Origin of the sequence: Pseudomonas sp. IPO3774 (assembly GCF_013386835.1) — a bacterium.
In the GTDB taxonomy this organism is placed as follows: Bacteria; Pseudomonadota; Gammaproteobacteria; order Pseudomonadales; family Pseudomonadaceae; genus Aquipseudomonas.
In genome coordinates this window covers 56,423-83,420 of sequence record NZ_JACAQY010000021.1, presented here as the reverse complement: position 1 = coordinate 83,420, position 26,998 = coordinate 56,423, and the positions used below count along the sequence as shown (strand labels likewise).

The following is a 26,998-nucleotide window of genomic DNA, read 5'->3' as shown; positions in this document are numbered from 1 at the left end:
ACCATGACTGAGTCCGTTCTTGACTACATGACCCGCCTGGGTCGCGCTGCCCGTCAGGCCTCGCGGTTGATCGCCCGTGCGAGCACTGCGCAGAAGAACCGCGCCTTGCTGGCGGCCGCCGACGCTCTGGATGCTTCGCGCTCCGAGCTGAGCGCCGCCAATGAACAGGATTTGGCCAACGGTCGCGCCAATGGCCTGGAGCCTGCATTGCTGGATCGCCTGGCGCTGACGCCGGCGCGGATCGACGACATGATCGAAGGCTTGCGTCAGGTGGCCAAGCTGCCTGACCCCATCGGTGAAATCCGCGACATGCGCTACCTGCCCTCCGGCATTCAAGTCGGCAAGATGCGCGTGCCCCTGGGCGTGATCGGCATCATCTATGAGTCGCGCCCGAACGTGACCATCGACGCCGCGAGCCTGTGCCTCAAGTCGGGCAACGCCACCATCCTGCGGGGCGGTTCCGAGGCCATCAATTCCAACCGTGCCATCGCCGCGTGCATTCAGCAGGGCCTGGCCGTGGCCGAGCTGCCCGCCGAAGTGGTGCAGGTGGTCGAGACCACTGACCGCGCTGCCGTTGGCGCACTGATCACCATGCCTGAATTCGTCGACGTGATCGTGCCACGGGGTGGCAAGAGCCTGATCGAACGCGTGAGCCGTGATGCCAAGGTGCCAGTTATCAAGCACCTGGACGGCGTCTGCCACGTGTTCATCGACATCGCCGCCGACCTCGACAAGGCGATCCGCATTGCCGACAACGCCAAGACTCACCGCTACGCCCCGTGCAACACCATGGAAACCCTGCTGGTGCACGTCGGCATTGCCGATCGCGTGCTGCCGCCGCTGGCTGCCATCTACCGCGACAAGGGCGTTGAACTGCGTGGTTGCGAGCGTACCCGGGCGATCCTCGGCAGCGACGTGATCGAGGCCACCGAGCAGGACTGGTACACCGAATACACGGCGCCGATCCTGTCGATCCGCATTGTCGACGACCTGGACCAGGCCATCGAGCACATCAATCAATACGGCTCCAAGCACACCGACGCCATTGTCACCGAGCATTTCAGCGATGCCCGGCGTTTCCTCAACGAAGTGGATTCCGCTTCGGTGATGGTCAACGCCTCGACGCGCTTTGCCGATGGCTTCGAGTACGGCCTGGGGGCGGAGATCGGTATCTCCACCGACAAGCTCCACGCACGCGGCCCGGTTGGCCTGGAAGGGCTGACCAGCGAGAAGTACGTGGTGTTCGGTGACGGTCATGTGCGCACTTGATGGGTAAACGCATCGGGCTGCTCGGCGGCACCTTCGACCCCGTGCACATCGGCCATTTGCGCAGTGCACTGGAAGTCGCGGACGCCCTCGGGCTGGATGAACTGCGCCTGGCACCGAATGCCCGGCCGCCGCATCGCGATACGCCGCAGGTGTCTGCGCAGCAGCGCCTGGAGATGGTCCGCCTTGCTGTGGCCGGCATTGCACCGCTGGTGGTGGACGACCGCGAACTCAAGCGCGACAAACCGTCCTACACTGTCGACACCCTGGAACTGATGCGGGCCGAGTTGGCCGCGGATGACCAGTTATTTCTACTTTTGGGCTGGGACGCGTTTTGCGGCCTGCCCACTTGGCATCGCTGGGAAGAGTTGCTCCAGCATTGCCACATCCTGGTGCTGCAACGCCCGGATGCCGACGCAGAATCGCCGGATGCCTTGCGCAACCTGCTGGCGGCGCGGTCGGTAAGTGACCCTTTGGCCCTGACCGGGCCGAGCGGGAATATTGCATTCGTCTGGCAAACCCCGCTTGCGGTGTCTGCCACCCAGATCCGTCAACTGCTGGCCAGCGGGAAGTCGGTACGTTTCCTGGTGCCTGACGCGGTCCTGGCCTACATCGATGCGCACGGGCTTTACCGTGCGTCGAACTGAAAAGGCGCGCTTGAACGCACGAACAGTCGTGCAGCGAGCGCCCGAACATACGAGCAAAACGAGTTTTATATGACGAACAAAGACGTAAGCAAAGTTAAGCGCAAAGGCACGTTCAAGAGCGCTCCTCTGCCAGTAGAAGCCCACACCGGCCCTGAGCTGGCCGGCGAAGAGCTGGTGAAGGTTGCCGTGGCTGCCCTGGAAGACGTGAAGGCCCAGGACATCCAGGTCCTGGACGTGCGCGACAAGCAGAGCATCACCGACTTCATGATCATCGCCACCGGTACTTCCAACCGCCAGATCGGCGCGATGCTGGACAAGGTTCGCGAAGCGGTCAAAGCCCAGGGCGTCAAGCCATTGGGTGAAGAAGGCAAGGGCGACAGCGACTGGGTACTGCTGGACATGGACGACGTGATCGTTCACATGATGACCAGCAACGCCCGTCAGTTCTACGACCTGGAGCGTCTGTGGAAAGGCGCCGAGCAGAGCCGTGCCGCCGATGGCAAGCACCACAGCCCTGAAGTCGGCCACGCGCACTTCGACAAGCTCAACAAAGACCAGGAATAAGGAACGGCTGTGCGCCTGCGTCTGATCGCTGTCGGTTCACGCATGCCCAAGTGGGTGGAAGAAGGCTGGCATGAATATGCCAAGCGCCTGCCATCCGAATTGGCGCTGGAACTGGTGGAAATACCGCTCAATACCCGGGGCAAGAACGCCGACGTGGCGCGCTTTATCCGTCAGGAAGGCGAAGCCATGCTGGCCAAGGTCGGGCCCAACGAGCGGATCGTGACCCTCGAAGTGCACGGCAAGCCTTGGAGCACCGAGCAGTTGGCGGTGGAACTGGATCGCTGGCGCCTGGATTCGCGCACGGTCAACTTCATGGTCGGCGGCCCCGAGGGGCTGGCGCCGGAAGTGTGCGCGCGGGCGGACCAGCGCTGGTCGCTGTCGCCCCTGACACTGCCGCACCCGCTGGTAAGAATTCTGATCGGTGAACAGCTGTATCGCGCCTGGACAGTTCTGTCCGGGCACCCTTACCACAAATAATCTGCGCCCTGCCTGATGACCCAGCCGATCCGCATCAAGGACCACGAGAAAGACGCACGTCTTGTACGCGCGCGGGTGGTGTTTGGCGCGATTTTGGTGGTGGCATTGCTGGGGGTGCTGATTGCGCGCCTGTATTTCCTGCAGGTGATCCAGTACGACTATCACTCCACATTGTCGGAAAACAACCGGGTGCACGTGCAGCCGATTCCGCCTACCCGTGGGCTGATTTTCGACCGCAATGGCGTGGTGGTAGCGGATAACCGGCCCAGCTTCAGCCTGAGCATGACCCGCGAACGCTCCGGCGACTGGCAGCAGATCCTCGATGTGATCGTCGAGGTGCTGCAACTGACGCCGGAAGACCGGGTGATTTTCGAAAAGCGCATGAAACAGGGGCGCCGGCCGTTTGAGCCGGTGCCGATCCTGTTCGAGCTGACCGAAGAGCAGATCGCCCGGATCGCGGTGAACCAGTTCCGTCTGCCGGGTGTGGAAGTGGTGGCGCAGTTGGTGCGGCACTACCCGCAAGGGGCGCACTTTGCGCATTCGGTCGGCTACATGGGCCGGATCAACGAGAAAGAGCTCAAGACCCTCGACCCGGTCAACTACAGCGGCACCCACCATATCGGCAAGACCGGCATCGAGCGTTTCTACGAGCCGGAACTGCACGGCCAGGTGGGTTACGAGGAAGTCGAGACCAACGCCCGTGGCCGCGTGCTGCGGGTGCTCAAGCGTACCGACCCGGTGCCCGGCAAGGACATCGTGCTGAGCCTGGACATCAAGTTGCAGGAAGCGGCGGAGATGGCCCTGGGCGGGCGTCGGGGTGCCGTGGTGGCACTGGATCCGAGCACTGGCGAAGTGCTGGCGATGGTCAGCCAGCCAAGTTTTGACCCGAACCTGTTTGTCACCGGGATCAGCTTCAAGGCCTACGCCGAGCTGCGTGATTCCATCGACCGGCCGCTGTTCAACCGCGTATTGCGCGGCCTGTATCCGCCGGGCTCGACCATCAAGCCGGCGGTAGCGATTGCCGGCCTGGACTCGGGCGTGGTCACGGCATCGAGCCGGGTGTTCGACCCCGGCTACTACATGCTGCCCAACTACGATCACAAATACCGTAACTGGAACCGCACCGGAGACGGCTATGTGGACCTGGATACGGCGATCATGCGTTCCAACGACACCTACTTCTATGACCTGGCCCACAAGCTCGGTATTGATCGGCTGTCGGCCTACATGGGCAAGTTCGGCCTTGGTCAGAAAGTCTCCCTGGACATGTTCGAAGAATCCCCGGGCCTGATGCCGTCTCGCGAGTGGAAGCGTGCGACCCGGCGCCAGGCGTGGTTCCCGGGCGAAACCCTGATCCTGGGGATCGGCCAGGGCTACATGCAGGCCACGCCGCTGCAACTGGCTCAGGCCACCGCGCTGGTGGCCAACAAGGGTGTGTGGAACCGTCCGCACCTGGCCAAGACCATCGAGGGCGAACGCCCGGTGGACGAAAACCCGATTCCCGACATTGTGCTGCGCGACCCGTCCGACTGGACCAAGGTCAACCACGGCATGCAGCAAGTGATGCACGGCGCCCGGGGTACCGCTCGTAAAGCGGCAGCCGGCGCGCAATACCGGATTGCCGGCAAGAGCGGTACGGCCCAGGTGGTCGCGATCAAGCAGGGCGAGAAGTACGACCGCTCCAAGGTTCAGGAACGCCACCGTGACCACGCCTTGTTCGTCGGCTTTGCTCCGGCCGACAACCCGAAGATCGTCGTGGCGGTGATGGTCGAGAACGGTGAATCCGGTTCCGGCGTGGCCGCGCCCGTGGTGCGTCAGATCATGGATGCCTGGCTGTTGACCGAAGACGGCAAGCTCAAGCCCGAATATGGCGGCACCCCATCCAGTGTGGAGGCTACGGCCCTTGAAGAGTAATTTTGACCGCATCCTCTCCAGCGAGGATGTGATGCGCCGCCGCGCCACTTTGCTGCAGCGCATGCACATTGATGGCCCGTTGCTGATCCTGCTGCTGACCCTGGCGGCCGGCAGCCTGTTTGTTTTGTATTCGGCCAGTGGCAAGAACTGGGACTTGCTGATCAAACAGGCGTCGTCGTTTGGCCTTGGCCTGTTGTCGATGGTGGTGATCGCCCAGCTGGAGCCGCGCTTCATGGCGCGCTGGGTGCCGCTGGGGTATGTCGCCGGCGTGTTGCTGCTGGTGGTGGTGGATGTCATGGGTCACAACGCCATGGGCGCGACGCGCTGGATCAACATCCCGGGGGTGATTCGCTTCCAGCCGTCGGAATTCATGAAGATTTTGATGCCGGCGACCATCGCCTGGTACCTGTCAAAACGCACACTGCCGCCCCAGCTCAAGCACGTGGGCATCAGCCTGATATTGATCGGCGTGCCGTTTATCCTGATCGTGCGCCAGCCCGACCTCGGCACCTCGCTGCTGATCCTGGCGGGCGGCGCGTTCGTGCTGTTCATGGGGGGGCTGCGCTGGCGCTGGATCCTCAGCGTGCTGGCCGCGGCCGTGCCGGTGGCCGTGGCCATGTGGTTCTTCTTCATGCACGACTACCAGAAGCAGCGAATCCTCACGTTCCTCGACCCGGAGAGCGATCCGCTGGGCACCGGCTGGAACATCATCCAGTCCAAGGCGGCCATCGGTTCCGGTGGCGTATTCGGCAAGGGCTGGCTGCTGGGCACCCAGTCGCACCTGGACTTTTTGCCGGAAAGCCACACCGACTTCATTATCGCGGTGATGGGCGAGGAGTTCGGCCTGGTGGGCATCTGCGCACTGTTGCTGATTTACTTGCTGCTGATCGGGCGCGGCCTGGTGATTACTGCCCAGGCGCAAACCCTGTTTGGCAAATTGCTCGCCGGCAGCCTCACCATGACGTTTTTTGTTTACGTTTTCGTCAACATCGGTATGGTCAGTGGCCTGTTGCCGGTGGTTGGGGTGCCGTTGCCGTTCATTAGCTACGGCGGAACTTCGCTGGTGACATTGCTGTCAGCGTTTGGGGTTTTGATGTCGATCCATACCCATCGTAAGTGGATCGCACAGGTTTGAATAAGGTGAAGATGTCAATGCAAGTAATGCGCGGCTGGGCTGCCCGGCACGTGTCCTGGATGGGCCTGTTGGGCCTGCTGGGAGCCGCTGTGCAGGAAGCGCAGGCCGGCGACTACGACGGTTCGCCCCAGGTCGCCGAGTTTGTCGGTGAGATGACCCGTGACTATGGTTTCGCCGGTGAACAGCTGATGGGCGTGTTCCGCGAGGCCCAGCGCAAGCAGGCGATCCTCGACGCCATCTCCCGGCCCGCCGAGCGCGTGAAGCAGTGGAAGGAATATCGCCCGATGTTCCTGACCGACGCCCGCGTGGCGCGGGGCGTGGACTTCTGGCGCCAGCACGAAGCGGTGCTGGCCCGCGCCGAGCAGGAATACGGCGTACCGGCCCAGGTGATCGTGGCAATCATCGGCATCGAAACCTTCTACGGCCGCAACACCGGCAGCTACCGGGTGATCGACGCCTTGTCGACCCTGGGCTTTGACTACCCGCCACGCGCCGAATTCTTCCGCAAAGAGCTGCGCGAGTTCCTGTTGTTGGCCCGTGAAGAACAGGTCGACCCGTTGACCCTCAAGGGCTCCTACGCCGGGGCCATGGGCTTGCCGCAGTTCATGCCGAGCAGCTTTCGCGCCTACGCCGTGGATTTCGACGGCGACGGCCATATCAATATCTGGAGCAACCCCGATGACGCTATCGGCAGCGTCGCCAGCTACTTCAAGCGCCACGGCTGGGTAGCCGGCGAGCCGGTGGTGATTCGAGCCGATGTGACCGGTGAGCGCGCCGATGAAGGCCTGACTCAGGGTATCGAGCCGGTCAAGACGGTCGGGGAGTTGCGGGCGCTGGGCTGGTCGAGTCAGAATGCGCCACGCGATGATATGCCGGTGACGGCGTTCCGCCTCGAAGGCGAAAATGGCCCCGAATACTGGATGGGCCTGAAGAATTTCTACGCAATCACGCGTTATAACCGCAGCGTGATGTACGCCATGGCCGTGCATCAACTGTCAGACATGCTGGTCCAAGCACGGGGCGTCAAGTAATGCCGGTATCACCGATGTACAAACCCCTGAAGCTGTTGGCGTACGCCGCATTGTCGTTATTGGTGGTCAGTTGTTCCACCAGTCGTGCACCGGTGCAAAAAACCGCAGGCACGGCGATCCGCTCCCAGCCGGGGCTGGATATCAACCGCGCCCACAAAGACGGCGCGCCGTGGTGGGATGTGGATGTTTCGAAGATCCCGGATGCCACGCCGACCCTGCACACCGGCCCTTACAAGGCCAACCCCTATACCGTGCTGGGCAAAAACTACTTCCCGCTGCAAGACTCCAAGACCTACGTGCAATCAGGTACGGCGTCCTGGTACGGGACCAAGTTCCACGGCCAGAACACCGCCAACGGCGAAGTCTATGACCTGTACGGCATGAGCGCGGCGCACAAGACCCTGCCGCTGCCCAGCTATGTACGCGTGACCAACCTGGACAACAACCGCTCGGTAATCCTGCGGGTCAATGACCGTGGGCCGTTCTATTCGGACCGGATCATCGACTTGTCCTACGCCGCCGCCAAGAAACTCGGGTATGCCGAAATCGGCACCGCCCGGGTGAAGGTCGAAGGTATCGACCCGGCCCAGTACTGGGCCCAGCGTGGCAAGCCGGCGCCGTTGATGCTCAACGAACCGCAAACCCCGCAACCGCAAGTCACGGCCTCGGCCGGCAAGATCGAACAGTGGACCCCGCCGCCGGCGCAGCACGCCCCGGACACGGTGGTCATTCCGCATGCAGCACCGGGAGCCTCTACCGTGGGCGGCCAGTACCTGCAAGTCGGCGCTTTCGCCAACCCGGACGCGGCAGAGCTGCTAAGGTCCAAGCTCAGCGGGATGGTCAGCGCGCCAGTCTTTATCAGCTCTATTGTGCGTAACCAGCAGACCCTGCACCGTGTGCGCATGGGGCCGATCGGCTCGCCGAGTGAAGTTGCGCAAGTGCAGAACAGCGTGCGCCTGGCCAACCTGGGGCAACCCAGCGTGGTCACCGCCGAGTAAGCAGTACAAAGGATTGATGGCTCAGGCTCGCATGCGGGTTTGAGCCCTGGTTGTTGGCTCGTTGAACAATAAAAACCCAGGGGCAAGGGGTGGGCATGCAACCGAACACGCGACAGTCTGGCGACGGGCTGTCTGAATAGTTTTGCCCGCGAGGGCAAGTTTCCATAAGCAATTTCGAGAGACGGATGAACATCACCACCTTAGCCAAACGCACGTGCCTGCTTCTTTCGCTGATCATCACCCCGGCCGCCTGGGCGGTTGAAATGGTGCCAGCTTCCCCGCAACTGGCTGCCAAGGCCTGGGTCCTGATGGACGCCGCCAGCGGCAACGTGCTGGTGGAGAACAACGGTGACCAGCGCCTGCCCCCAGCCAGCCTGACCAAGCTGATGACCGCCTACATCGCGACCCTGGAAATCCGTCGCGGCCAGATCGGCGAAAACGATCCGGTGACCGTCAGCGAAAACGCCTGGCGCACCGGCGGTTCGCGGATGTTCATCAAGGTCGGCTCGCAAGTGACCGTCAGCGACCTGCTGCACGGCATCATCATCCAGTCGGGTAACGACGCCAGCGTAGCCCTGTCCGAGCACATCGCCGGCAGCGAAGATGCGTTCGCCGACATGATGAACAAAACCGTGGCTGACCTGGGCATGACCAACAGCCACTTCATGAACCCGACCGGCCTGCCGAACCCTGAGCACTACTCGTCGGCTCACGACATGGCGATCCTGGCTCGCGCGATCATTCGTGTCGACCCGGTGCACTACGCGATCTACTCCCAGAAAGAGTTCTTCTGGAACAACATCAAGCAGCCTAACCGCAACCTGTTGCTGTGGCGTGACAAGACTGTCGATGGCTTGAAAACCGGCCACACCGAAGAAGCCGGCTACTGCATGGTGTCGTCCGCTGTCCGTGACGGCCAGCGCCTGATTGCCGTGGTATTCGGTACCAACAGCGAGCAGGCCCGTGCGGCCGAGACGCAAAAGCTGCTGACCTATGGCTTCCGTTTCTTCGAAACCCAGACCTTCTACCAGAAAGGCACCGAGCTGGCTCAAGCCCCTGTGTGGAAAGGCGCGACCCATCAAGTCAAGGCTGGCCTGGCTGAAGACCTGACCCTGACCATGCCTAAAGGCCAGCTCAAGAAGCTGGTTGCCAGCATGACCATGAACCCGCAACTGGTCGCACCGATCGCCAAGGGCGATGTGATTGGTAAAGTCGAAGTGAAGCTGGACGACAAGGTGGTGCACAGCGCCGATCTGATCGCTCTGGACGCCGTCGACGAAGGTGGTATCTTCCGACGCGTGTGGGATAGCATCCGTCTATTCTTCTACAGCTTGTTCAACTGATAGTGTGCACCTGCATGACCCCGCGCTGATCCGGCGCGGGGTTATGCCCGTCGCCACGGCTTACGCTTACGAGGCCGTTACGCCATGACCGATACCGAAGTAAAGGCGCCAAAGATCGAATTCCCAAACGTGGACTATCCCGTCAAGGTGATCAGCGATACGGGCGTGGGCAACAAGGACAAGATCATCGAGATCGTCAAGAAACACGCAACGATCAACCATGACCGTGTGGATGAGCGTCAAAGCACCAACGGCAAGTACACCACTATTCAGTTGCACATCGTGGCGACTGATCAGGACCAGCTGTACAACATCAACAGCGAACTGCGGGCTACCGGCTTCGTGCACATGGTGTTGTGATGTCACAGACCCTGGGCTTTCGCGAGCTCGGCCAAATGGCTTACGAACCGGTGTGGCACGCCATGCAGCGGTTCACCAACGAGCGCGGCACCGAAGCCCCGGATGAAATCTGGCTGGTGGAGCACCCGCCGGTTTTCACCCAGGGCCAGGCCGGCAAGGCCGAGCATTTGCTGCTGCCGGGAGAAATCCCGGTGGTGCAGGTCGACCGCGGCGGGCAGGTGACTTACCATGGCCCAGGTCAATTGGTGGCTTATCTGTTGCTGGACGTGCGCAGGCTGGGTTTTGGCGTACGTGAGCTGGTCAGTCGCATGGAGTCATGCCTGATCGAGCTGCTGGCCAGCTACGGTGTGACCGCCGCGGCCAAGCCTGATGCACCGGGGGTTTATGTTGATGGCGCGAAAATCGCCTCCCTGGGCTTGCGGATTCGCCACGGTTGTTCCTTTCATGGCCTGGCCTTGAATGTGGACATGGACCTGGCGCCGTTTCGACGGATCAATCCCTGCGGCTACGCCGGTTTGGCGATGACCCAGTTGAGCGATCACGCAACACCACTAGAATTTGCCGAGGTAAGTGCCCGGCTGCGCGCGCAGCTCGTCAAACACCTCGACTATGCTGAGCAGACGACCCTAACGGGCGGAATCGACTGATTATGACTACTGATGCAGTGCAAACCATGATCCCGACGCTGGATGTTACCGAGCGTCCGGCCCCGCGTGCCAAGGTAGAAGCCGGCGTCAAGCTGCGCGGCGCCGAGAAGGTTGCACGCATCCCGGTGAAGATCATTCCGACCACCGAACTGCCGAAAAAGCCTGACTGGATTCGCGTGCGTATCCCGGTTTCGCCGGAAGTCGACCGCATCAAGGCCCTGCTGCGCAAACACAAGCTGCACAGCGTGTGCGAAGAGGCGTCCTGCCCGAACCTGGGCGAGTGCTTCTCCGGTGGCACCGCGACCTTCATGATCATGGGTGACATCTGCACCCGTCGTTGCCCGTTCTGCGACGTTGGCCACGGCCGGCCGAAGCCACTGGACGTCAACGAGCCGGAAAGCCTGGCCATCGCCATCGCCGACCTGAAACTCAAGTATGTCGTGATTACCTCGGTAGACCGCGACGACCTGCGTGACGGCGGTGCCCAGCACTTTGCCGACTGTATCCGCGAGATCCGCAAGCTGTCGCCGAACGTGATGCTCGAGACCCTGGTGCCGGACTACCGTGGCCGTATGGACGTGGCGCTGGAAATCACTGCCGCCGAGCCGCCGGATGTGTTCAACCACAACCTGGAAACCGTACCGCGCCTGTACAAGGCTGCGCGCCCGGGTTCGGACTACCAGTGGTCGCTGACCCTGCTGCAGAAGTTCAAGCAGATGATGCCGCACATTCCGACCAAATCCGGCCTGATGCTGGGCCTGGGCGAAACCGACGAAGAAGTCATCGAAGTCATGAAGCGCATGCGCGAACACGACATCGACATGCTGACCCTCGGCCAGTACCTGCAGCCGTCCCGCAGCCACTTGCCGGTACAGCGTTTCGTGCACCCGGATGTGTTCGCCTGGTTTGCCGAAGAAGGCTACAAGATGGGCTTCAAGAACGTCGCTTCCGGCCCGCTGGTACGTTCCTCGTACCACGCCGACGAGCAGGCGAAACTGGTCAAGGCCAGCCTGGTGTCCTGATACGCGGAACGCCGGACACTGCAGGACCCATGTGGGAGCCGGCTTGAGTGGGAGCGGGCTTGTTCGCGAATGCGTTGGATCAGTTGACCTGTCCGGTGACTGACTGACCGTCTTCGCGAGCAAGCCCGCTCCCCCCAGGCCCGCTCCCACATTTGCTACTGACTCTTCCTCTTCTGTTTGCAACCATTGCTGTTTAGAGTGCCTTGGGCAATCCACGCGAGGAGAACCATGGATGACGACTCAATTGACCACTTGTGCGGTACCTGCGCTGCGCGCCGAAGGCGTGATCGGGCTGATTGCCCCTGCCGGGCCGGCCGAGCTGGATATCGACACGGCCACGCAATGGATGCGCGCCCGGGGCTACACACTGCGGATCTTTCCGGGCGTGAGCCAGCGTGATGGCTATCTGGCCGGCAGTGATGAGGTACGCCTTGATGACCTGCACGCGGCGTTCGCCGATTCGACCATCGACGCGATTTTCTGCCTGCGCGGCGGCTATGGCACGCCACGCCTGCTGGACCGCCTGGACTTTGACCTGCTCCGGGCCAACCCCAAGCCATTCGTAGGCTACAGCGATATCACCGCCCTGCACCTGGCGATCAACCGGTATGCCGGTTTCGTCACCTTCCATGGTCCGATGTTCAACGCTGACCTGTTAGGTGAAAAGCAACAGCCTACCGAGTCGTCGCTGTTCAGCATGCTGCGTGGGCAAGTGAAAGCCGGTAGCCAGCTGGCTCACCCTGTGGCCTACCCGCTGACCACCGTCGAGCCAGGCATCGCCTGTGGGCGGCTGCTGGGCGGCAATCTATCGATGATCGCAGCAGTGATGGGCACGGCTTACGAGATTGATGCCGAGGGCATCATTCTGTTTATCGAAGATGTGAACGAGCCGTTGTACCGCATTGACCGGTTGCTCACCCATTTGCGCCTGGCGGGCAAGCTGGCCCAGGTGTCGGGCGTGGTGGTGGGGGATGTGGCTGGGGTTGATAGCCTTGCGCTTGAGCGCTTGCTGAAGCAGACCTTCGAGCCGTTGTGCATTCCTGTGCTGTCCGGCTGGCGCAGCGGGCACTGCAACCCGAACCTGACCTTGCCGTTGGGCGCCAGGGTGCGGCTGGATGCGGGGGAGAAGCGGTTGGTGTTGGAACAGGATGTGGTGTTTAAGGCCTGAACTTTGTAGCGCCGATAAAGGCCTCTTCGCGAGCAATCCCGCTCCCACATTTCGATCGCGTTCCTTCAGGAAGTGCACGGTCAAAATGTGGGAGCGGGCTTGCTCGCGAATGCGGTAGCAGCCATACGCCGATCTATCGGCTTTGCAGCGACTCCAGCAACTTCACCGTCGGATACCCATCCGCCGGCCAGCCCAGGGACTGCTGCGCGGCACGAATCGCCTTGCGGGTATTCGCACCGATGATCCCGTCCGGGTTGCCTGCGTCGTAACCATTGGCACTGAGTACCGTCTGCAAGTCAATTCGCTGCGAGCGAGTCAACGGCAGTTCATCTTTCGGCCAGCTCCCACGAATCAAGCCACCGCCCCCGAAGCGTTCCGACAACAACCCAACTGCCAGCGCGTAGGACGACGAGTTGTTGTACTTGAGGATCGCGCGGAAGTTATCCAGCACCAGGAACGCCGGGCCACGATAGCCGGCCGGCAGCAACAGGGCGGCGGAAAGCTGGTCGACGTTGGCCGGGACACTGGCGCCCGGCGGCACCTGGATTCCCAGTTTCAGCCACTCGCCAACGGTCTTGCGTACGCTGCCATCGGCCAGGGCGTAATCAAAATTCAACGGCAGTTGCTGCACCTCGAAGCCCCAGGGCTGGCCTTTCTGCCAGCCGGAGCTTTGCAGGTAGTGCGCGGTGGAGGCGAGGGCGTCGGCCGGGCTGTTCCAGATATCGCGGCGGCCGTCACCGTCGAAGTCTACGGCGTGGGTGTTATAGGTGGTCGGGATGAACTGGGTCTGGCCCATGGCCCCGGCCCAGGAGCCTTTCATCTGGTCGGCGGCGATATCGCCATGCTGGATGATTTGCAGCGCCGCCAACAGTTGCGCCTGGGCGAAGGCCGGGCGACGGCCTTCATAGGCCAGGGTCGCCAGTGAGCGGATCACCGAGTTGTTGCCCTGGAACTGGCCGAAGTTACTCTCCATGCCCCACACCGAGACCAGCGCCTGGCGGTCGACGCCGTAACGGTCCTCAATGCGTTGCAGAATGTCGGCATACTTCACCAGCAGCGATTGGCCATTGCGCACCCGCAGCGGCGACAGCGCGCCATCGAGGTATTCCCATACCGGCCGGGAGAACTCCGGCTGGCTGCGGTCGGCGCGGATCACCGCCATGTCGGGTACGACATTGGCAAAGGCCGTATCGAAAACCTGCGGCGTGATACCGGCCTTCAAGGCTTCCACGCGAAACCCCGCCTGCCATTCGGCAAAGGTCTGGGTCGGCTGGATATCAAGATTGTCTGCCACCAGTGGCGCAACGACGGCAGGCGCAGCTACCGGTGCAGTCTGGAGCGGGGGCAGGGGTTGGGCATCGGCAGCGGTGGGTTTTTCCGCGCAGGCGACTAACAGAATGAGGCTGGAGGCAGCGATCAGTTGGCGAAGGTGCCAACGACGGGAAAGACTAGAGGGCATGCACAGGTCCAGGGAATACGAATCAGGTACAGACCTTATCATGCCGGAGGGGCGCTTGCCTTCAGGCAGCCAGAAAGTAAGAAGCCTCCCAGCTATTAGACTGGAAGGCTTCGCGGCGGTAGCTGCCTTTGCCTTTGCCGGCTCGTTCCTGGCGACTGCGGAACAACGGCTGGGCGATGATGGATTTGGCCTTGTTGGGGCCATGCTTGGATGGCTTTTTGCTCATGATGGGTACTCTCTGGCAGGTTGATGATGCGGTGCGAATCATCTGCCGAAGTTTGGATTCTGTCCAGCCCAGCGATACGTAGGACTATTCAGCAGGCAGCGCCAAGCGCTGTCCTGACATCAAAAGTGACAAACGACTCAGGCTCATCCACGGCGATCCAGCCGCCTGCCCCTTGATCTGCGCGTCAATGCGTTGGGCTTCCAGCAGCAATTGCGCCCAGCGTTGCGCCGAGTGCCGTTGCAGGGCTTTGCTGATCAGTGGTTTGCGCTTGTCCCATACCGGTGGCCGCGCCTGGCTGAAGGCCTTGTCCAGTGGGATGCCCTGGCTGTACTGCAGGGCAATATTGGCCAGCAGCCGTAATTCTCGCGCCAGGGCCCAGAGAATCACCGGCGGCTCGACGCCTTCGCCGCGCAGCCCTTCGAGCATGCGCAGGGCGTGGGCGGGTTCGCCATTGAGGATCGCATCCACCAGCCCAAATACGTCAAAGCGCGCGCTGTCCGCCACGGCACCTTGTACGGTTTCGACGGTGATCTGGCCACCCTCGGCCATCAGCTTGAGCTTTTCGATTTCCTGGGCGGCGGCCAGCAGGTTGCCTTCCACCCGCGCCGCGATCAGCTCCACCGCATCCTGGCTGGCACTCAGCCCGGATTGCGACAGGCGCTGACGAATCCACTGCGGCAGTTGGCTGCTGTCCACCGGCCAAATCTGTATGAACTGAGTCTGGCCGCCTTCCACCAGCGCCTTGCCCCACTTGGTTTTCTGCGCACTGCCATCGAGCTTGGGCAGGCTGATCAGCAGCAGCGTGTCTTCGGCAGGGCGTGCGCAGTATTCCATCAACGCCGCCGCGCCTTTGTCGCCGGGCTTGCCCGAAGGCAGGCGCAGTTCCAGCAGGCGTTTTTCGGCGAACAGCGACATGCTCGCCCCGGCTTGCAGCAGCGTACCCCAGTCGAAACTGGCGTCGGCGCTGAATACCTGGCGTTCATCGAAGCCCTGTTGGCGGGCGGCGGTGCGAATTGCGTCCGCAGCCTCCTGGCACAGCAGCGGGTCATCACCGCTGACGATGTAGACGGGCGCAAGGCTGCCTTGCAGGTGCTTGGCGAGTTGGGCGGGGGCGAGTTTCATAGGCAGGGCGAACGGGGCGCCAGGGGCGCCCCGTCTGGCTTACTCGACAGGAACTTCGACAGGCGATTGTTTCGGCTGGCTGTTTTCATACTCTTGCGCCGCTTTCAGCGCATCGGCATCTGCCTTGGCCTTGTTATCTGCCGTTTGCTGCAGTTGATCCAGTTTTTCCGGAGTGATCAGTTGCAGGCGCAGAAGCATGCGCTGCACCAGCTCACGACGCATTTCCTTGCGCACCTGGATGGTTTCGGAGTCCGAACCCACCAGGTTGTTGCCGTCGTGGCTCACGACTTTCTGTACCTGGATCTTGTCGCCCATCAACGGCAGGTGGTCGTGGCCCTGGATTTCGAAGAAGAGCGTGGTGCTCAGCTCGATGTCCGAAGCACGCCCGGCACTGGCATAGCTGAGGTTGCGCTGCTCTTCTTTCTCATCCAGCAGGTTCAGCTTGTAAGCCGCGCCTGAATAGACTTTGACGCCACTGTTTTCCAGGACCTGGCGCAGCTGTTGCACGGTCTCGCCGTAGGAGTTGCGGGCGGTGACGTCCAGTTCCTTGATCGCCAGTTCGGTGTGGCCGGTGCCGCGCAGCTGGAAGCCGCAAGCGCTCAGCAGCACGGCAAGGCCCATAACCAGCAGATTGCGTTTGATCATTTTGATGCTCCCCTTGAAACCATGTGGGCCTTATCGAGGCCCTGGAGGTTTTGTTCGGCGCCAGGGTTATTCCCTTGGCGCCCGATCCGATTAGCTAGCGACGATATTGACCAGTTTGCCGGGCACCACGATCACTTTGCGGATCGTCAGGCCTTCGGTGAAGCGCAGCACGTTCTCATTAATACGGGCGGCGGCTTCGACGTCTTCACGGCTGGCGCTGGCCGGCATGTCGATCTGGCCACGCAGCTTGCCGTTGACCTGAATCACCAGTTGCAGCGTGTCCTGTACCAGGGCGCTGTCATCCTGTACCGGCCAGCCGGCATCGATGACGGCACCGCTGTGGCCCAACTGGTTCCACAGTTCGTGGCTGATGTGTGGCGTGATCGGCGCCAGCAGCAGGGTGACCGTTTCCAGGCCTTCCTGTACCAGTGCGCGGTCCTGTTCGGTAGCCTGCGGCGCTTTCTCCAGCACGTTCATCAGCGTCATCACCTGGGCGATGGCGGTGTTGAATTTGTGGTGCTGGCCCACGTCCTGGCTGGCGTGCTTGATGGCCAGGTGGGTGCTGCGGCGAATGACTTTTTGCTCATCGCTCAGGGTCGCCATGTCCAGCTTGCCCGGCAAGCCTTGGCTGACATGGGCGTGCGCCAGGCGCCAGACGCGCTTGAGGAAGCGATGCGAACCTTCGACGCCGGAGTCCGACCATTCCGCGCTCATGTCAGGCGGCGAGGCGAACATCATGAACAGGCGGCAGGTGTCCGCGCCGAACTGGTCGATCATCGACTGTGGGTCGACGCCGTTGTTCTTCGACTTGGCCATCTTCTCGGTGCCGCCGATTTCCACCGGCAGGCCGTCGGATTTCAGCTTGGCGCTGATCACCTTGGCCTTGCTGTCACGCTCCAGCTCGACATCTGCCGGGTTGAACCAGGTGTAGGCGCCATTGGCTTCGCGGCGGTAATAAGTCTCGGCAATCACCATGCCCTGGGTCAGCAGGTTCTTGAACGGCTCGTCGGAACTCACCAGGCCTTCGTCACGCATCAGCTTGTGGAAGAAGCGCGCGTACAGCAGGTGAAGGATGGCGTGTTCGATACCGCCGATGTACTGGTCTACCGGCAGCCAGTGGTCGGCCGCGGATTTTTCCACCAGGCCGCCTTCATAGTGCGGCGAGGCGTAGCGGGCGTAGTACCACGAAGACTCCACGAAGGTGTCCATGGTGTCGGTTTCGCGTTTGGCCGGGGCACCGCAGTTCGGGCAGGTGCACTCGTAGAATTCGGGCATGCGCGCCAATGGCGAGCCAGCACCGTCCGGCACCACGTCTTCGGGCAATACGACCGGCAGTTGGTCTTCCGGTACCGGCACGTCACCGCAGGTTTCGCAGTGGATGATCGGGATCGGGCAGCCCCAGTAGCGCTGGCGGCTGATGCCCCAGTCACGCAGGCGGAACTGGGTGCGCGAGGCACCGAGGTTTTTCTTGATCAGCGCCACTTCGATGGCGTCGAAGGCGCCTTCGAAATCCAGGCCGTCGAACTCGCCGGAATTGATCAGTGTGCCGTGTTCGTTGTACGCGTCCTGCCACGGAGCCGGGTTGGTGTCGCCCGAACTGGTGCGCACCACGGACTTGATCGGCAGGTTGTATTTGACGGCGAATTCGAAATCGCGCTCGTCGTGGGCCGGCACAGCCATTACTGCGCCATCACCGTAGTGCATCAGCACGTAGTTGGCGACCCACACCGGCAGCTTCTCGCCGGTCAATGGGTGCTCGACGAACAACGAGGTCGGCAGGCCTTTTTTCTCCTGGGTGGCGACGTCGGCTTCGGCGACGCTGCCGCCCTTGCATTCGGCGATGAACACCTGCAGCTCGGGGTTGTTCTGTGCAGCCTGGGTGGCCAGCGGGTGTTCGGCGGCCACGGCGACGTAGGTCGCGCCCATCAGGGTGTCCGGACGGGTGGTGAAGACTTTCAGTACACCTTCTGCGCCGATGGAGTCGACGTTGTAGGGGAACTGCACTTCCATGCCACGGGACTTGCCGATCCAGTTGCGTTGCATGGTCTTGACCTGCTCGGGCCAGCCCGGCAAATCGTCGAGGCTCGACAGGAGTTCATCCGCATAGGCGGTGATCTTGAAGTAGTACATCGGGATTTCGCGCTTTTCGATCAGCGCGCCGGAACGCCAGCCGCGGCCGTCGATCACTTGTTCGTTGGCCAGTACGGTCTGGTCCACCGGGTCCCAGTTCACGGTGCCGCTCTTCTTGTAGATCACGCCTTTTTCGAACAGGCGAGTGAACAGCCATTGTTCCCAGCGGTAGTAATCAGGCTTGCAGGTGGTCACCTCGCGGGACCAGTCCACCGCCAGGCCCAGGCTGCGCAGCTGGGTCTTCATGTAGGCGATGTTTTCGTAGGTCCACTTGGCGGGCGCTACGTTGTTCTTCATCGCGGCGTTTTCCGCCGGCATGCCGAAGGCGTCCCAACCCATGGGTTGCAGGACGTTCTTGCCCAGCATGCGCTGGTAGCGGGAGATGACGTCGCCGATGGTGTAGTTGCGCACATGCCCCATGTGTAGCTTGCCGCTGGGGTAAGGGAACATCGATAGGCAATAGAAAGTCTCCTTGCCTGGCTGTTCACTGACTTCAAAGGACTTTTGCTCATCCCAGAACGACTGGGCGGCATTTTCTATTTCACGGGGCTGATATTGTTCGTGCATGGCTACTTTTGAACTGAATAGGGGTGGCCTAATCCTCTTCGGTGCAACGTTCAGGTTGATCGACACCAAAAAGCGGCGCGTCCGTGCCCAAACCCTGCGGGAAGTGGAGTTACAGGAAGCGCCGTAGCATACATGACCCCACTCTATCGAGGGAAACCCTGATTGCGCCGCCGAGGCCGTTGGTCGCGGCGCCAGGCAGGCAGGGCAAGCAGGACTACGCTGTTTAGTGGGGAGTGAGTCTTATCTTCAATGAGGTGAGGGATGGTTGATTCGCAGCGAACTTTAACGAAACCGCAGGTGTACGAAGGACTGATCGACCGTTTGGGTCGAGCACTGGATGCAGCAAAAACCGCAGGCCGATTGTGTGATGAACGGCCTCTGGAGTTGGAACTGCGTGGCTTGAGCCAGGCAGAGCTGGACGTGATCAGGGTGTATCTGGAGTTGAATGAGCATCGCGCGTCCCATGGCATGGCCTCCCCGCCAGCCCAGGAGTTTTCGCGATCGGCCAAGGTGGTATGGCTCAAGGATTTTTCGGCCGGTCGCAGCCCGGAAAAACTCCGGTCCGTGCGTTTCAAGTGAAGTACCGCGTTAGTGATCTGTAGCCTTCTCAGCGTCTGTTCCTGTAAAGATTGTCGCTTAACCCCGTTACACCTTAGGCTTCGGGCATCTTTGGAGATGCCCGATGCCTATTCGCTATTTCATTAAACAATTGTTGTTGCCGCCCGGCATCCTGTTGCTGTTGCTGGCCCTTGCCTGGTGGTTTCGTCGCAGCCGACCGCGGCTGGCGGCCGTGTGCTTTGCCCTGGGGTTTGGCGGGATGTTGCTGATGAGCCTGCCGGTGGCGGTTCAATGGGGCGCAAAGGCCCTGGAGACCGAGCCGCCTCTGGCCCGTGATGAATGGGCGACCCTGGCGCAGCGGGCTGATGCCATCGTGGTGTTGGGCTCGGGGCGTGAGCGCGGGGATCCGGCGTGGGGCTCCGATCAGCCGACGGGTATCGGTCTTGAGCGCCAGCGCTATGCAGCCCGCCTGGCCAAGGCTTCGGGCTTGCCGGTGCTGACCACCGGCGGCTTGCACTACGGCACACCGCCCAGCGAGGCGGAGTTGATGGCGGTATCGATGCAGGATGACTTTGGCGTGAGCGTGCGCTGGAAGGAAGAGCGCAGCCGTACCACGTGGGAAAACGCGCAGATGAGTGCCGAGATTCTGCTGCCGCAGGGGATCAAGCGTGTGGTGGTCGTGACTCAGGCCTGGCATATGCCGCGCTCGCGCTGGAGCTTCGAAAAGGCCGGGTTCACGGTTGTTCCGGCGCCAGTGGGGTTTCTTGGTTTGGACAATGCCCGGCCATTGGGGGGCTGGATGCCGGAGTTCAAGTCGGTATGGCAGAGCGGGCAGTTGCTGAATGAAGCGGTGGGGCAGGTGGGTTACCGGATGTTTTACAGGTAATACCGCCGGGCAAATGTGGCAGCGGGCTTGCTCGCGAATGCAGTGTGTCAGTCACTGGTGCTTTAACTGACAGATCGCATTCGCGAGCAAGCCCGCTCCCACATTGTTGTCCGAGTATTTCTGTTAAACCGTTTTGGACATCCGGCCCGCTAACAGCGCCCAGCCAAACAGGCCAAGGCACAGGATGATCAACGGCCAGGAACGCCATTCCAGGTAAGGCGTGAGGTTGTGCATCGGCACGACCTCGCCGTAGAGAATCCCGCGTTCAAACTGCGGGATCTGCACGGTGATCTGCCCGTACGGGTTGATCAGGCCAGTGACGCCGTTGTTGGTGGCGCGAATCATCCAGCGACCGGCTTCCAGGGCGCGCATCTGGGCCATCTGCAAATGTTGCAGCGGGCCGATGGAGCGGCCGAACCAGGTGTCGTTGCTGATGGTCAGCAACAAATCGCTGCGGGCCGACAGGCCGGCGGCGAACTCCGGGTACACCACTTCATAGCAAATGAACGGCGCAATCTGATAGCCCTTGGCTTGCAGCAAAGCCTGGTCGGACGGCCCGCGGGCGAAGTCCGACATCGGCAGGTCAAAGAACGCGATCAAGCCGCGCAACATGTCCTGCAGCGGCACGTACTCGCCAAACGGCACCAGCTTCTGCTTCAGGTAGGTGCCGTCGCCTTCGCCCACCACCGTGATGCCGTTGAAGAAGCGCTTGTGGTGATGCACTTCCTGGCGGATCGGTACACCGGTGATCAGCGCAGTGTGCCGGTCAGCGGCGAACTTGCCCATCATGCCCAGGTAACCCTCCACGGATTCCTTGAGCACCGGCACGGCGGTTTCCGGCCATACCAGCAGGTCGACAGGCTTGGAGCTGAAGCTCATGTCGCGGTACAGCGCGAGCTGCGCATTGAGCTGCTCCGGGTCCCACTTCATGCTTTGTTCGACGTTGCCCTGGACGGCTGCCACGGTCAGCGGCGCGCCGGCGGGGGTGGTCCATGCATGATGCTTGAGTGCCAGGCCGATGGCCCATGGCGCCACCAACAACAGCAAGCCGGCACCGATGAACAGGTTGCGCTTAGCCGCCAGCAGACGCGGCAGGTTGCAGATCAGTGCGGCGGTCAGCGCCAGGGCAAAGGATATCAGCCACATCCCGCCCAGCGGCGCGAGGCCGGTGAGAGGACCGTCGAGCTGGCTGTAACCGGAATAGAGCCAGGGAAAACCGGTGAGGAACCAGCCGCGAAACGCTTCCTGGCCAACCCACAAGGCCGCGAAGGCCAGTGCATCGGCCAGTGGCGCTTCGTTGCGGCGCAGCCAGCGCGCCCACAGCCAGGCGGGCAGGGCAAAGAACCAGGCAATGGCCGCCGTAAACGCCAGCATCAGCATGCCCGCCAGCAGCACCGAAGCGCCGCCGAAGTGGTGAATGCTGTAGTAGATCCAGCTGGTACCGGCGCCAAACAGGCCGAAACCGAAACACCAGCCGCGCCACAAGGCCTGGCGCGGTGTCAGTTCACGCAATCCCGCATAAAAGAACCCGGCCGCCACCAGCGCAAACGGCCAGAGGTCGAACGGCGCCAGCGCCAGGGTGGTGATGGCGCCGGCCACCACGGCCAGCAAGTTACCGGGCCAGCCGGGTGCAATCATACGGCGCATGTCAGTCCTTAGCGGGCAATAGGTGTCAAACGGATCAAGTGAATACGGCGGCTGTCGGCATTCAGGATGCGGAAGCGATAGGCACCGATTTCCGTGGTCTCGTTACGCTTGGGCAGGTGCCCGAACGCACTCATCACCAGGCCGCCAACCGTGTCGAATTCATCGTCGGAGAATTCGCTGTCGAAGAACTCGTTGAAGTTCTCGATCGGCGTCAGGGCCTTGACCAGGAAATCACCGCTGGGCAGCGGCTTGATGTAGCTGTCTTCTTCGACGTCGTGCTCGTCTTCGATGTCGCCGACGATCTGTTCCAGCACGTCTTCGATGGTCACCAAACCCGCTACACCGCCGTACTCGTCAATCACGATGGCCATGTGATTGTGGTTCGCACGAAATTCGCGCAGCAGCACATTCAGACGCTTGGATTCAGGGACGAAGGTGGCAGGACGCAGCAGGTCCTTGATGTTGAAGCTGTCGCCGTTCTCCTTGAGGATCAGCGGCAGCAGGTCCTTGGCCAGCAGGACGCCCATGACGTCGTCATGGCTTTCGCCGATCACCGGGTAGCGCGAGTGCGCCGAGTCGATCACGGCCGGGAGGAATTCCCGAGGGGTCTGGGTCGCCTTGATGCTGACCATCTGCGAGCGCGGAACCATGATGTCCCGTACTTGCAGGTCAGCTACCTGGATGGCGCCTTCGACGATGGCCAGCGCTTCACTGTCCAGCAACTTGTTCTGATGCGCCTCGCGCAGCAGCTCCAGCAGCTCCTGGCGGTTTTTCGGCTCGTGGGCAAAGGCCTGGGTGAGTTTCCCCAGCCATGACTTTTGCCCGTTGCTCGATCGGTCTTCGCTCATAGCGATTACTCTAAATCCTTTATTGTTTCAGTTAGGTGTAGTTGCAATTTCGTCGTCTGCATACGGGTCACGATGACCCAGTTCTGCAAGCAACGTTCGTTCCAGTGCTTCCATTTCTTCGGCTTCGTCATCGTCTATATGGTCGTAACCCAAGAGATGCAAGCAGCCGTGGATGACTAGATGGGCCCAATGGGCCTCAAGTTCCTTGCCCTGTTCCTTTGCTTCACGCTCGACCACTTCGACGCAGATCACCAGGTCGCCCAGCAACGGGATATCCAGCAGCTCATCGGGTACGTCGGCGGGAAACGACAGCACGTTGGTCGCGTAGTCTTTTTGTCGCCAGGTGTGATTCAGTTCACGGCCTTCGGGCTCGTCCACCAGGCGAATGGTCAGCTCCGAGTCGGCGGTGCGCTGGCGCAGGGCCAGGGTGCACCACTGGCGGAACTGTTCTTCGCTGGGGGCGGGCGCTTCGGTGGCCAGCTGCAGGTCAAGCTCAAGCATCGCGGCGAGTGTCCTTGGCCGGTTGGTCGTCGCGGTGTTCGAAGCGCTCGTAGGCTTCGACAATGCGCTGCACCAACGGGTGACGTACCACGTCTTTGGGCATGAAGTGCGTGAAGCTGATCCCCGGCACGTCCTTGAGTACGTCGATCACCTGGGCCAGGCCCGACTTGGTGCCTTTGGGCAGGTCGACCTGGGTGACGTCGCCGGTGATCACGGCGGTGGAGCCGAAACCGATCCGGGTCAGGAACATCTTCATCTGCTCGACGGTGGTGTTCTGGCTTTCGTCGAGAATGATGAAGCTGTTGTTCAGCGTACGGCCACGCATGTAGGCCAGCGGGGCGATCTCGATCACCTGGCGCTCGATCAGCTTGGCCACGTATTCGAAGCCGAGCATCTCGTAGAGCGCGTCGTAGAGCGGGCGCAGGTACGGGTCGATCTTCTGGGCCAGGTCGCCGGGCAAAAAGCCCAGCTTCTCGCCGGCTTCCACCGCCGGACGCACCAGCAGGATGCGTCGCACCTGCTCGCGCTCCAGGGCGTCGACCGCGCAGGCCACGGCCAGGTAGGTCTTGCCGGTACCGGCAGGGCCGATGCCGAAGTTGATGTCGTTGCCCAGGATCTCTTTGACGTAGCGCTGCTGGTTCAAGCCGCGAGGGCGAATCATGCCTTTCTTGGTGCGCAACGCGACGCTGGCTTCGGCTACCGGGTTATTGGCCAGGTCCTCCACGGCGGATTCCTGCAGGTACAGGTGCACCGTTTCCGGCGACAGCTCGCTACCTTTGGTTTCCCGGTAGAGGCGGCGCAGAAGGTTTTCTGCCGAGGTGGTGTGCTGGGGTTCACCAATCAGCTCGAATTGATTGCCGCGGTTGCGGATCTCGATGCTCAGGCGTTGTTCGATCAGGCGCAGGTGCTCGTCGAACTGTCCGCACAGATTGGCGAAACGGCGAGCCTCAAAGGGCTCGAGGAGAAAACGATGTGGTTCTATGGGTGCGTTCAAGGTCGTTTTTAGCCGCCCTGGGGCAATTAAGATGAAATCAAGGATAACGCCAGCAGGCGGTGTGCGAAAGCACTTATATATCCCGAAGCTGGCGCCGTTCTAATGTGGGAGCGGGCTTGCTCGCGAATGCGGTGGTTCAGTCAGCCTATTCGTTGCCTGACACACTGCCTTCGCGAGCAAGCCCGCTCCCACATGGGTTCCCGGTGGCCGAATTATTGTTACACCAGCGAGCCGCGCAGCGAGTGCGGTTGTGCCGCGTCGATGTGCACGTCGGCGAACTGCCCGATCAGCGTCGGATTATCACAGCGGAAGTTGACGATCCGGTTGTTCTCGGTCCGGCCCTGCAATTCGCCAGGGTCTTTTTTCGAGTAGTCGGTCACCAGGATGCGCTGGGTCGAGCCCACCATCTGTCGGCTGATCTCGAAACCCTGCTGGTTGAGGCGGTGTTGCAGGGCGTTCAAACGCTCCTTCTTCAACGCTTCCGGGGTTTCGTCGAGCAGGTCTGCCGCCGGGGTGCCCGGGCGCTGGCTGTAGACGAAGGAGTAGGAGAAGTCGAAGCCTACGTCTTCAATCAACTTCATGGTCTGCTGGAAGTCTTTCTCGGTTTCCCCTGGGAAGCCGACGATAAAGTCCGAGCTGATGCAGATCCCCGGCACCGCCGCACGCAATTTGCGCAATTTGGATTTGTATTCCAGGGCGGTGTGGTTGCGCTTCATCGCCGAGAGAATGCGGTCCGAGCCCGATTGCACCGGCAAGTGCAGGTGCTTGACCAGCTCCGGCACTTCGGCGTGGGCCTGGATCAGGCTGTCGGAGAACTCCAGCGGGTGCGAAGTGGTATAGCGAATCCGCTCGATCCCGTCGACGGCGGCCACTACGCGGATCAACTCCGCGAGGTCCGCCAGGCGCCCGTCGTGGGTCTGGCCACGGTAGCCGTTGACGTTCTGTCCCAGCAGGGTCACTTCACGCACGCCGTTCTCGGCCAGGTGAATGATCTCTGCCAGCACGTCGTCGAACGGGCGGCTGACTTCTTCGCCGCGGGTGTAGGGCACCACGCAGAAGGTGCAGTACTTGCTGCAGCCTTCCATTACCGACACATAAGCGCTTGGGCCGTCGATGCGCGGCTCGGGCAAATGGTCGAATTTTTCGATTTCCGGGAACGAGACGTCGACTTGCGGCAGCTTGGTGATGCGCGCGGCGTCGATCATTTCCGGCAGGCGGTGCAGGGTCTGCGGGCCGAATACCACGTCGACGTACGGTGCTCGGTCGCGAATGGCGGCGCCTTCCTGGCTGGCCACGCAACCGCCGACGGCGATCACCATGTCCGGGTTGGCCAGTTTCAGTTCACGCCAGCGGCCCAGCTGCGAGTAGACCCGGTCCTGGGCCCGCTCGCGGATCGAGCACGTATTGAGCAGGATCACATCGGCGTCTTCAGCGCGAGCGGTGACTTCCAGGGCCTGATGTTCACCCAGCAGATCGACCATGCGCGAGCTGTCGTACTCGTTCATCTGGCAACCGTGGGTTTCGATGTAAAGCTTCTTGGCCATGGGGATCGTCAACTGGTGGTAAAGAACCGCGCATTATAGGGGGCATGCCGATAGGTTCCTAGCACTGTGCATCGGACGCCATGCTATAGTTCGCGCCCTCTTTTAAATCCCCCGATGTGTTACCCGCCCACCATGACCAAACGTGAAGCTCCAATCTACAAGGTGATTTTCCTTAACCAGGGCCAGGTGTTCGAAATGTACGCCAAGCAGATCTATCAAAGTGATCTGTGGGGCTTCCTGGAAGTGGAAGAGTTCGTCTTTGGCGAGCGCACGCAGCTGGTCGTCGACCCGGGCGAGGAAAAACTCAAGGCTCAGTTCGAAGGCGTGGTGCGCAGTTTTGTGCCGATGCATTCGATCGTGCGCATCGACGAAGTCGAGCGCCTGGGCACGCCGAAAATCAGCGAGGCCCGGGGCATGAGCAATGTCATGCCGTTTCCGATGCCGATGCCTGAGAAGTAAGGCTTTAGACCGCGCCGACCCCTTCGCGAGCAAGCCCGCTCCCACATTCGACCGAGTTCCACCTTTGGAATACAGTCGAATGTGGGAGCGGGCTTGCTCGCGAAGGCGGTAGTAAAGGCGCTACAAAACTCAGGGCAGCGGCGAAAACGGCGAGCTGCCATCTGCGCTCTGCAGTTCCTGCAGGTAGTTGCGGAAAATCTGTCCCAGCACTTGGGTAGCCACTTCCAGTTCGTCGCGCTGCATGTGTTCGGCCACTTCGTCGGCCGTGTCCAGTGCATCTTCGGCGCCGTTCACCGCCGCCATTTTCAGCACGATGTACGCCTGGACGTTATTGGCCGGTACGCCTTCGCCGTGGAAAAACATGGTGCCCAGCTGGAATTGCGCCTGGGCGTGGCCCTGCAACGAGGCTTTCTCGAAGTAGCTCAAGGCTTTGTTGAGGTCACGTGCGGGTTTTTTACTGTCGTAGAAGTACTCGCCCAACTCGTATTGCGCCTGCGCATCCCCGCCATCGGCCTGTTTCTGGCACGCGCTCAGGGCTTCGGCCTGGCTTTCCGGCTGGGTATTGAGGGTGCAACGACCCATCGCTGGGATTAACAACGAGTTGCCGCCTGCCTGGGCATACGCCAGCAGCGGCTGAAGGAGCAACAGGCAGCCCAGAACCAGGGTGCGGCCGGTGCGTTTCATGGGAATCGACTTACCTCTGACGGGGCGCGGGACCCACGGGGGGATCCAATAAGCGCGCATTATGAAATAAGCAGGCACCTGCTTACAAAGTCTTTACTCGTTTTTCTGCTGCGTGGGCAAGTTATCTGCCGGATTGCAGGTGAATTCTCGAAAAAA

27 protein-coding genes are annotated in these 26,998 nt (G+C 61.5%); 16 read left to right on the top strand and 11 right to left on the bottom strand.

Annotated features, from left to right (window positions below; translation table 11 throughout):
• Positions 1 to 3 precede the first annotated feature (3 nt).
• The 13 genes from HYE77_RS14560 (at position 4) to HYE77_RS14500 (ending at position 12,572) form a co-directional block, all read left to right on the top strand.
• A complete protein-coding gene (locus tag HYE77_RS14560; RefSeq protein WP_003215430.1) occupies positions 4 to 1,269 on the top strand; it encodes a glutamate-5-semialdehyde dehydrogenase in 1,266 nt (421 codons plus the stop codon).
• Complete coding sequence (nadD, locus tag HYE77_RS14555; protein ID WP_003215431.1) at positions 1,269 to 1,913, top strand: nicotinate-nucleotide adenylyltransferase; 645 nt, start codon at positions 1,269 to 1,271, stop codon at positions 1,911 to 1,913. Before HYE77_RS14560 ends, nadD begins: the two co-directional genes overlap by 1 nt.
• Before the next feature lie 69 nt (positions 1,914 to 1,982).
• A complete protein-coding gene (gene rsfS / locus HYE77_RS14550) occupies positions 1,983 to 2,477 on the top strand; it encodes a ribosome silencing factor (protein ID WP_003215432.1) in 495 nt (164 codons plus the stop codon).
• A gap of 9 nt (positions 2,478 to 2,486) precedes the next feature.
• The gene (rlmH, locus tag HYE77_RS14545) at positions 2,487 to 2,954 is read left to right on the top strand and encodes a 23S rRNA (pseudouridine(1915)-N(3))-methyltransferase RlmH (protein WP_003185785.1); all 468 of its coding nucleotides are present in this window, start codon (positions 2,487 to 2,489) and stop codon (positions 2,952 to 2,954) included.
• Between the two features lie 15 nt (positions 2,955 to 2,969).
• A complete protein-coding gene (gene mrdA, locus HYE77_RS14540; protein WP_003215433.1) occupies positions 2,970 to 4,868 on the top strand; it encodes a penicillin-binding protein 2 in 1,899 nt (632 codons plus the stop codon).
• A 31-nt stretch (positions 4,869 to 4,899) separates the two neighbouring features.
• The gene (gene rodA / locus HYE77_RS14535) at positions 4,900 to 6,003 is read left to right on the top strand and encodes a rod shape-determining protein RodA (protein ID WP_050442794.1); all 1,104 of its coding nucleotides are present in this window, start codon (positions 4,900 to 4,902) and stop codon (positions 6,001 to 6,003) included.
• A 17-nt stretch (positions 6,004 to 6,020) separates the two neighbouring features.
• Positions 6,021 to 7,034, top strand: coding sequence for a lytic murein transglycosylase B (mltB, locus tag HYE77_RS14530; protein ID WP_003215435.1), 1,014 nt, complete (start codon positions 6,021 to 6,023; stop codon positions 7,032 to 7,034).
• Positions 7,034 to 8,032 carry a septal ring lytic transglycosylase RlpA family protein gene (locus HYE77_RS14525; RefSeq protein WP_003215436.1) on the top strand — a complete coding sequence of 333 codons (999 nt, stop codon included), beginning with the start codon at positions 7,034 to 7,036 and terminating at the stop codon, positions 8,030 to 8,032. Before mltB ends, HYE77_RS14525 begins: the two co-directional genes overlap by 1 nt.
• 185 nt (positions 8,033 to 8,217) lie before the next feature.
• On the top strand, positions 8,218 to 9,375 hold the full coding sequence (locus tag HYE77_RS14520; protein WP_003215437.1) for a D-alanyl-D-alanine carboxypeptidase family protein: 1,158 nt from the start codon (positions 8,218 to 8,220) through the stop codon (positions 9,373 to 9,375).
• A gap of 84 nt (positions 9,376 to 9,459) precedes the next feature.
• Positions 9,460 to 9,735 (top strand): DUF493 domain-containing protein, encoded by a 276-nt coding sequence (locus tag HYE77_RS14515; RefSeq protein WP_003215438.1) that lies wholly within the window; start codon positions 9,460 to 9,462, stop codon positions 9,733 to 9,735.
• Positions 9,735 to 10,382, top strand: a complete 648-nt coding sequence (lipB, locus tag HYE77_RS14510) for a lipoyl(octanoyl) transferase LipB (RefSeq protein ID WP_003215439.1) — start codon at positions 9,735 to 9,737, stop codon at positions 10,380 to 10,382. The genes HYE77_RS14515 and lipB overlap by 1 nt, the downstream gene beginning before the upstream one ends.
• Positions 10,383 to 10,384: 2 nt before the next feature.
• Positions 10,385 to 11,404, top strand: coding sequence for a lipoyl synthase (gene lipA / locus HYE77_RS14505; protein ID WP_003215441.1), 1,020 nt, complete (start codon positions 10,385 to 10,387; stop codon positions 11,402 to 11,404).
• A 232-nt stretch (positions 11,405 to 11,636) separates the two neighbouring features.
• Complete coding sequence (locus HYE77_RS14500) at positions 11,637 to 12,572, top strand: LD-carboxypeptidase (protein ID WP_177040876.1); 936 nt, start codon at positions 11,637 to 11,639, stop codon at positions 12,570 to 12,572.
• A 133-nt stretch (positions 12,573 to 12,705) separates the two neighbouring features.
• Here the strand turns inward: HYE77_RS14500 and HYE77_RS14495 are convergent, their stop codons facing one another.
• The 5 genes from HYE77_RS14495 to leuS form a co-directional block, all read right to left on the bottom strand.
• Complete coding sequence (locus HYE77_RS14495) at positions 12,706 to 14,031, bottom strand: lytic murein transglycosylase (RefSeq protein WP_003215443.1); 1,326 nt, start codon at positions 14,029 to 14,031, stop codon at positions 12,706 to 12,708.
• Between the two features lie 61 nt (positions 14,032 to 14,092).
• Complete coding sequence (gene arfA, locus HYE77_RS14490; RefSeq protein WP_003176285.1) at positions 14,093 to 14,257, bottom strand: alternative ribosome rescue factor ArfA; 165 nt, start codon at positions 14,255 to 14,257, stop codon at positions 14,093 to 14,095.
• Positions 14,258 to 14,341: 84 nt separating this feature from the next.
• Entirely contained in the window at positions 14,342 to 15,379 is a 1,038-nt protein-coding gene (gene holA, locus HYE77_RS14485) for a DNA polymerase III subunit delta (protein ID WP_008436560.1), read from the bottom strand.
• A 39-nt stretch (positions 15,380 to 15,418) separates the two neighbouring features.
• Entirely contained in the window at positions 15,419 to 16,024 is a 606-nt protein-coding gene (lptE, locus tag HYE77_RS14480; RefSeq protein ID WP_177045753.1) for an LPS assembly lipoprotein LptE, read from the bottom strand.
• A gap of 90 nt (positions 16,025 to 16,114) precedes the next feature.
• Positions 16,115 to 18,721, bottom strand: a complete 2,607-nt coding sequence (leuS, locus tag HYE77_RS14475) for a leucine--tRNA ligase (protein ID WP_177068915.1) — start codon at positions 18,719 to 18,721, stop codon at positions 16,115 to 16,117.
• 261 nt (positions 18,722 to 18,982) lie between these two features.
• On the opposite strand from leuS, the gene HYE77_RS14470 reads away from it, so the two are divergent.
• On the top strand, positions 18,983 to 19,300 hold the full coding sequence (locus HYE77_RS14470; RefSeq protein ID WP_008436575.1) for a hypothetical protein: 318 nt from the start codon (positions 18,983 to 18,985) through the stop codon (positions 19,298 to 19,300).
• A 103-nt stretch (positions 19,301 to 19,403) separates the two neighbouring features.
• Positions 19,404 to 20,165, top strand: coding sequence for a YdcF family protein (locus HYE77_RS14465; protein WP_102369961.1), 762 nt, complete (start codon positions 19,404 to 19,406; stop codon positions 20,163 to 20,165).
• Positions 20,166 to 20,288: 123 nt separating this feature from the next.
• On the opposite strand, the gene lnt is transcribed toward HYE77_RS14465, so the two are convergent.
• The 5 genes from lnt to miaB all read right to left on the bottom strand — a co-directional run bounded on the left by lnt (position 20,289) and on the right by miaB (position 25,699).
• Positions 20,289 to 21,812 carry an apolipoprotein N-acyltransferase gene (lnt, locus tag HYE77_RS14460; RefSeq protein WP_003215450.1) on the bottom strand — a complete coding sequence of 508 codons (1,524 nt, stop codon included), beginning with the start codon at positions 21,810 to 21,812 and terminating at the stop codon, positions 20,289 to 20,291.
• A gap of 8 nt (positions 21,813 to 21,820) precedes the next feature.
• A complete protein-coding gene (locus tag HYE77_RS14455) occupies positions 21,821 to 22,660 on the bottom strand; it encodes an HlyC/CorC family transporter (RefSeq protein ID WP_003215451.1) in 840 nt (279 codons plus the stop codon).
• Positions 22,661 to 22,687: 27 nt separating this feature from the next.
• Complete coding sequence (gene ybeY / locus HYE77_RS14450; RefSeq protein WP_003215452.1) at positions 22,688 to 23,161, bottom strand: rRNA maturation RNase YbeY; 474 nt, start codon at positions 23,159 to 23,161, stop codon at positions 22,688 to 22,690.
• Positions 23,154 to 24,155: a PhoH family protein gene (locus HYE77_RS14445; RefSeq protein WP_003215453.1), complete on the bottom strand. Its 1,002-nt coding sequence runs from the start codon at positions 24,153 to 24,155 to the stop codon at positions 23,154 to 23,156. Before HYE77_RS14445 ends, ybeY begins: the two co-directional genes overlap by 8 nt.
• A gap of 218 nt (positions 24,156 to 24,373) precedes the next feature.
• Positions 24,374 to 25,699 carry a tRNA (N6-isopentenyl adenosine(37)-C2)-methylthiotransferase MiaB gene (gene miaB, locus HYE77_RS14440; protein WP_102369960.1) on the bottom strand — a complete coding sequence of 442 codons (1,326 nt, stop codon included), beginning with the start codon at positions 25,697 to 25,699 and terminating at the stop codon, positions 24,374 to 24,376.
• A 132-nt stretch (positions 25,700 to 25,831) separates the two neighbouring features.
• Here miaB and HYE77_RS14435 point away from each other — a divergent pair, with 132 nt between their 5' ends.
• Positions 25,832 to 26,158 carry a DUF1820 family protein gene (locus HYE77_RS14435; protein ID WP_003215457.1) on the top strand — a complete coding sequence of 109 codons (327 nt, stop codon included), beginning with the start codon at positions 25,832 to 25,834 and terminating at the stop codon, positions 26,156 to 26,158.
• A 129-nt stretch (positions 26,159 to 26,287) separates the two neighbouring features.
• On the opposite strand, the gene HYE77_RS14430 is transcribed toward HYE77_RS14435, so the two are convergent.
• A complete protein-coding gene (locus HYE77_RS14430; protein ID WP_177068914.1) occupies positions 26,288 to 26,842 on the bottom strand; it encodes a tetratricopeptide repeat protein in 555 nt (184 codons plus the stop codon).
• Positions 26,843 to 26,998: the final 156 nt, after the last annotated feature.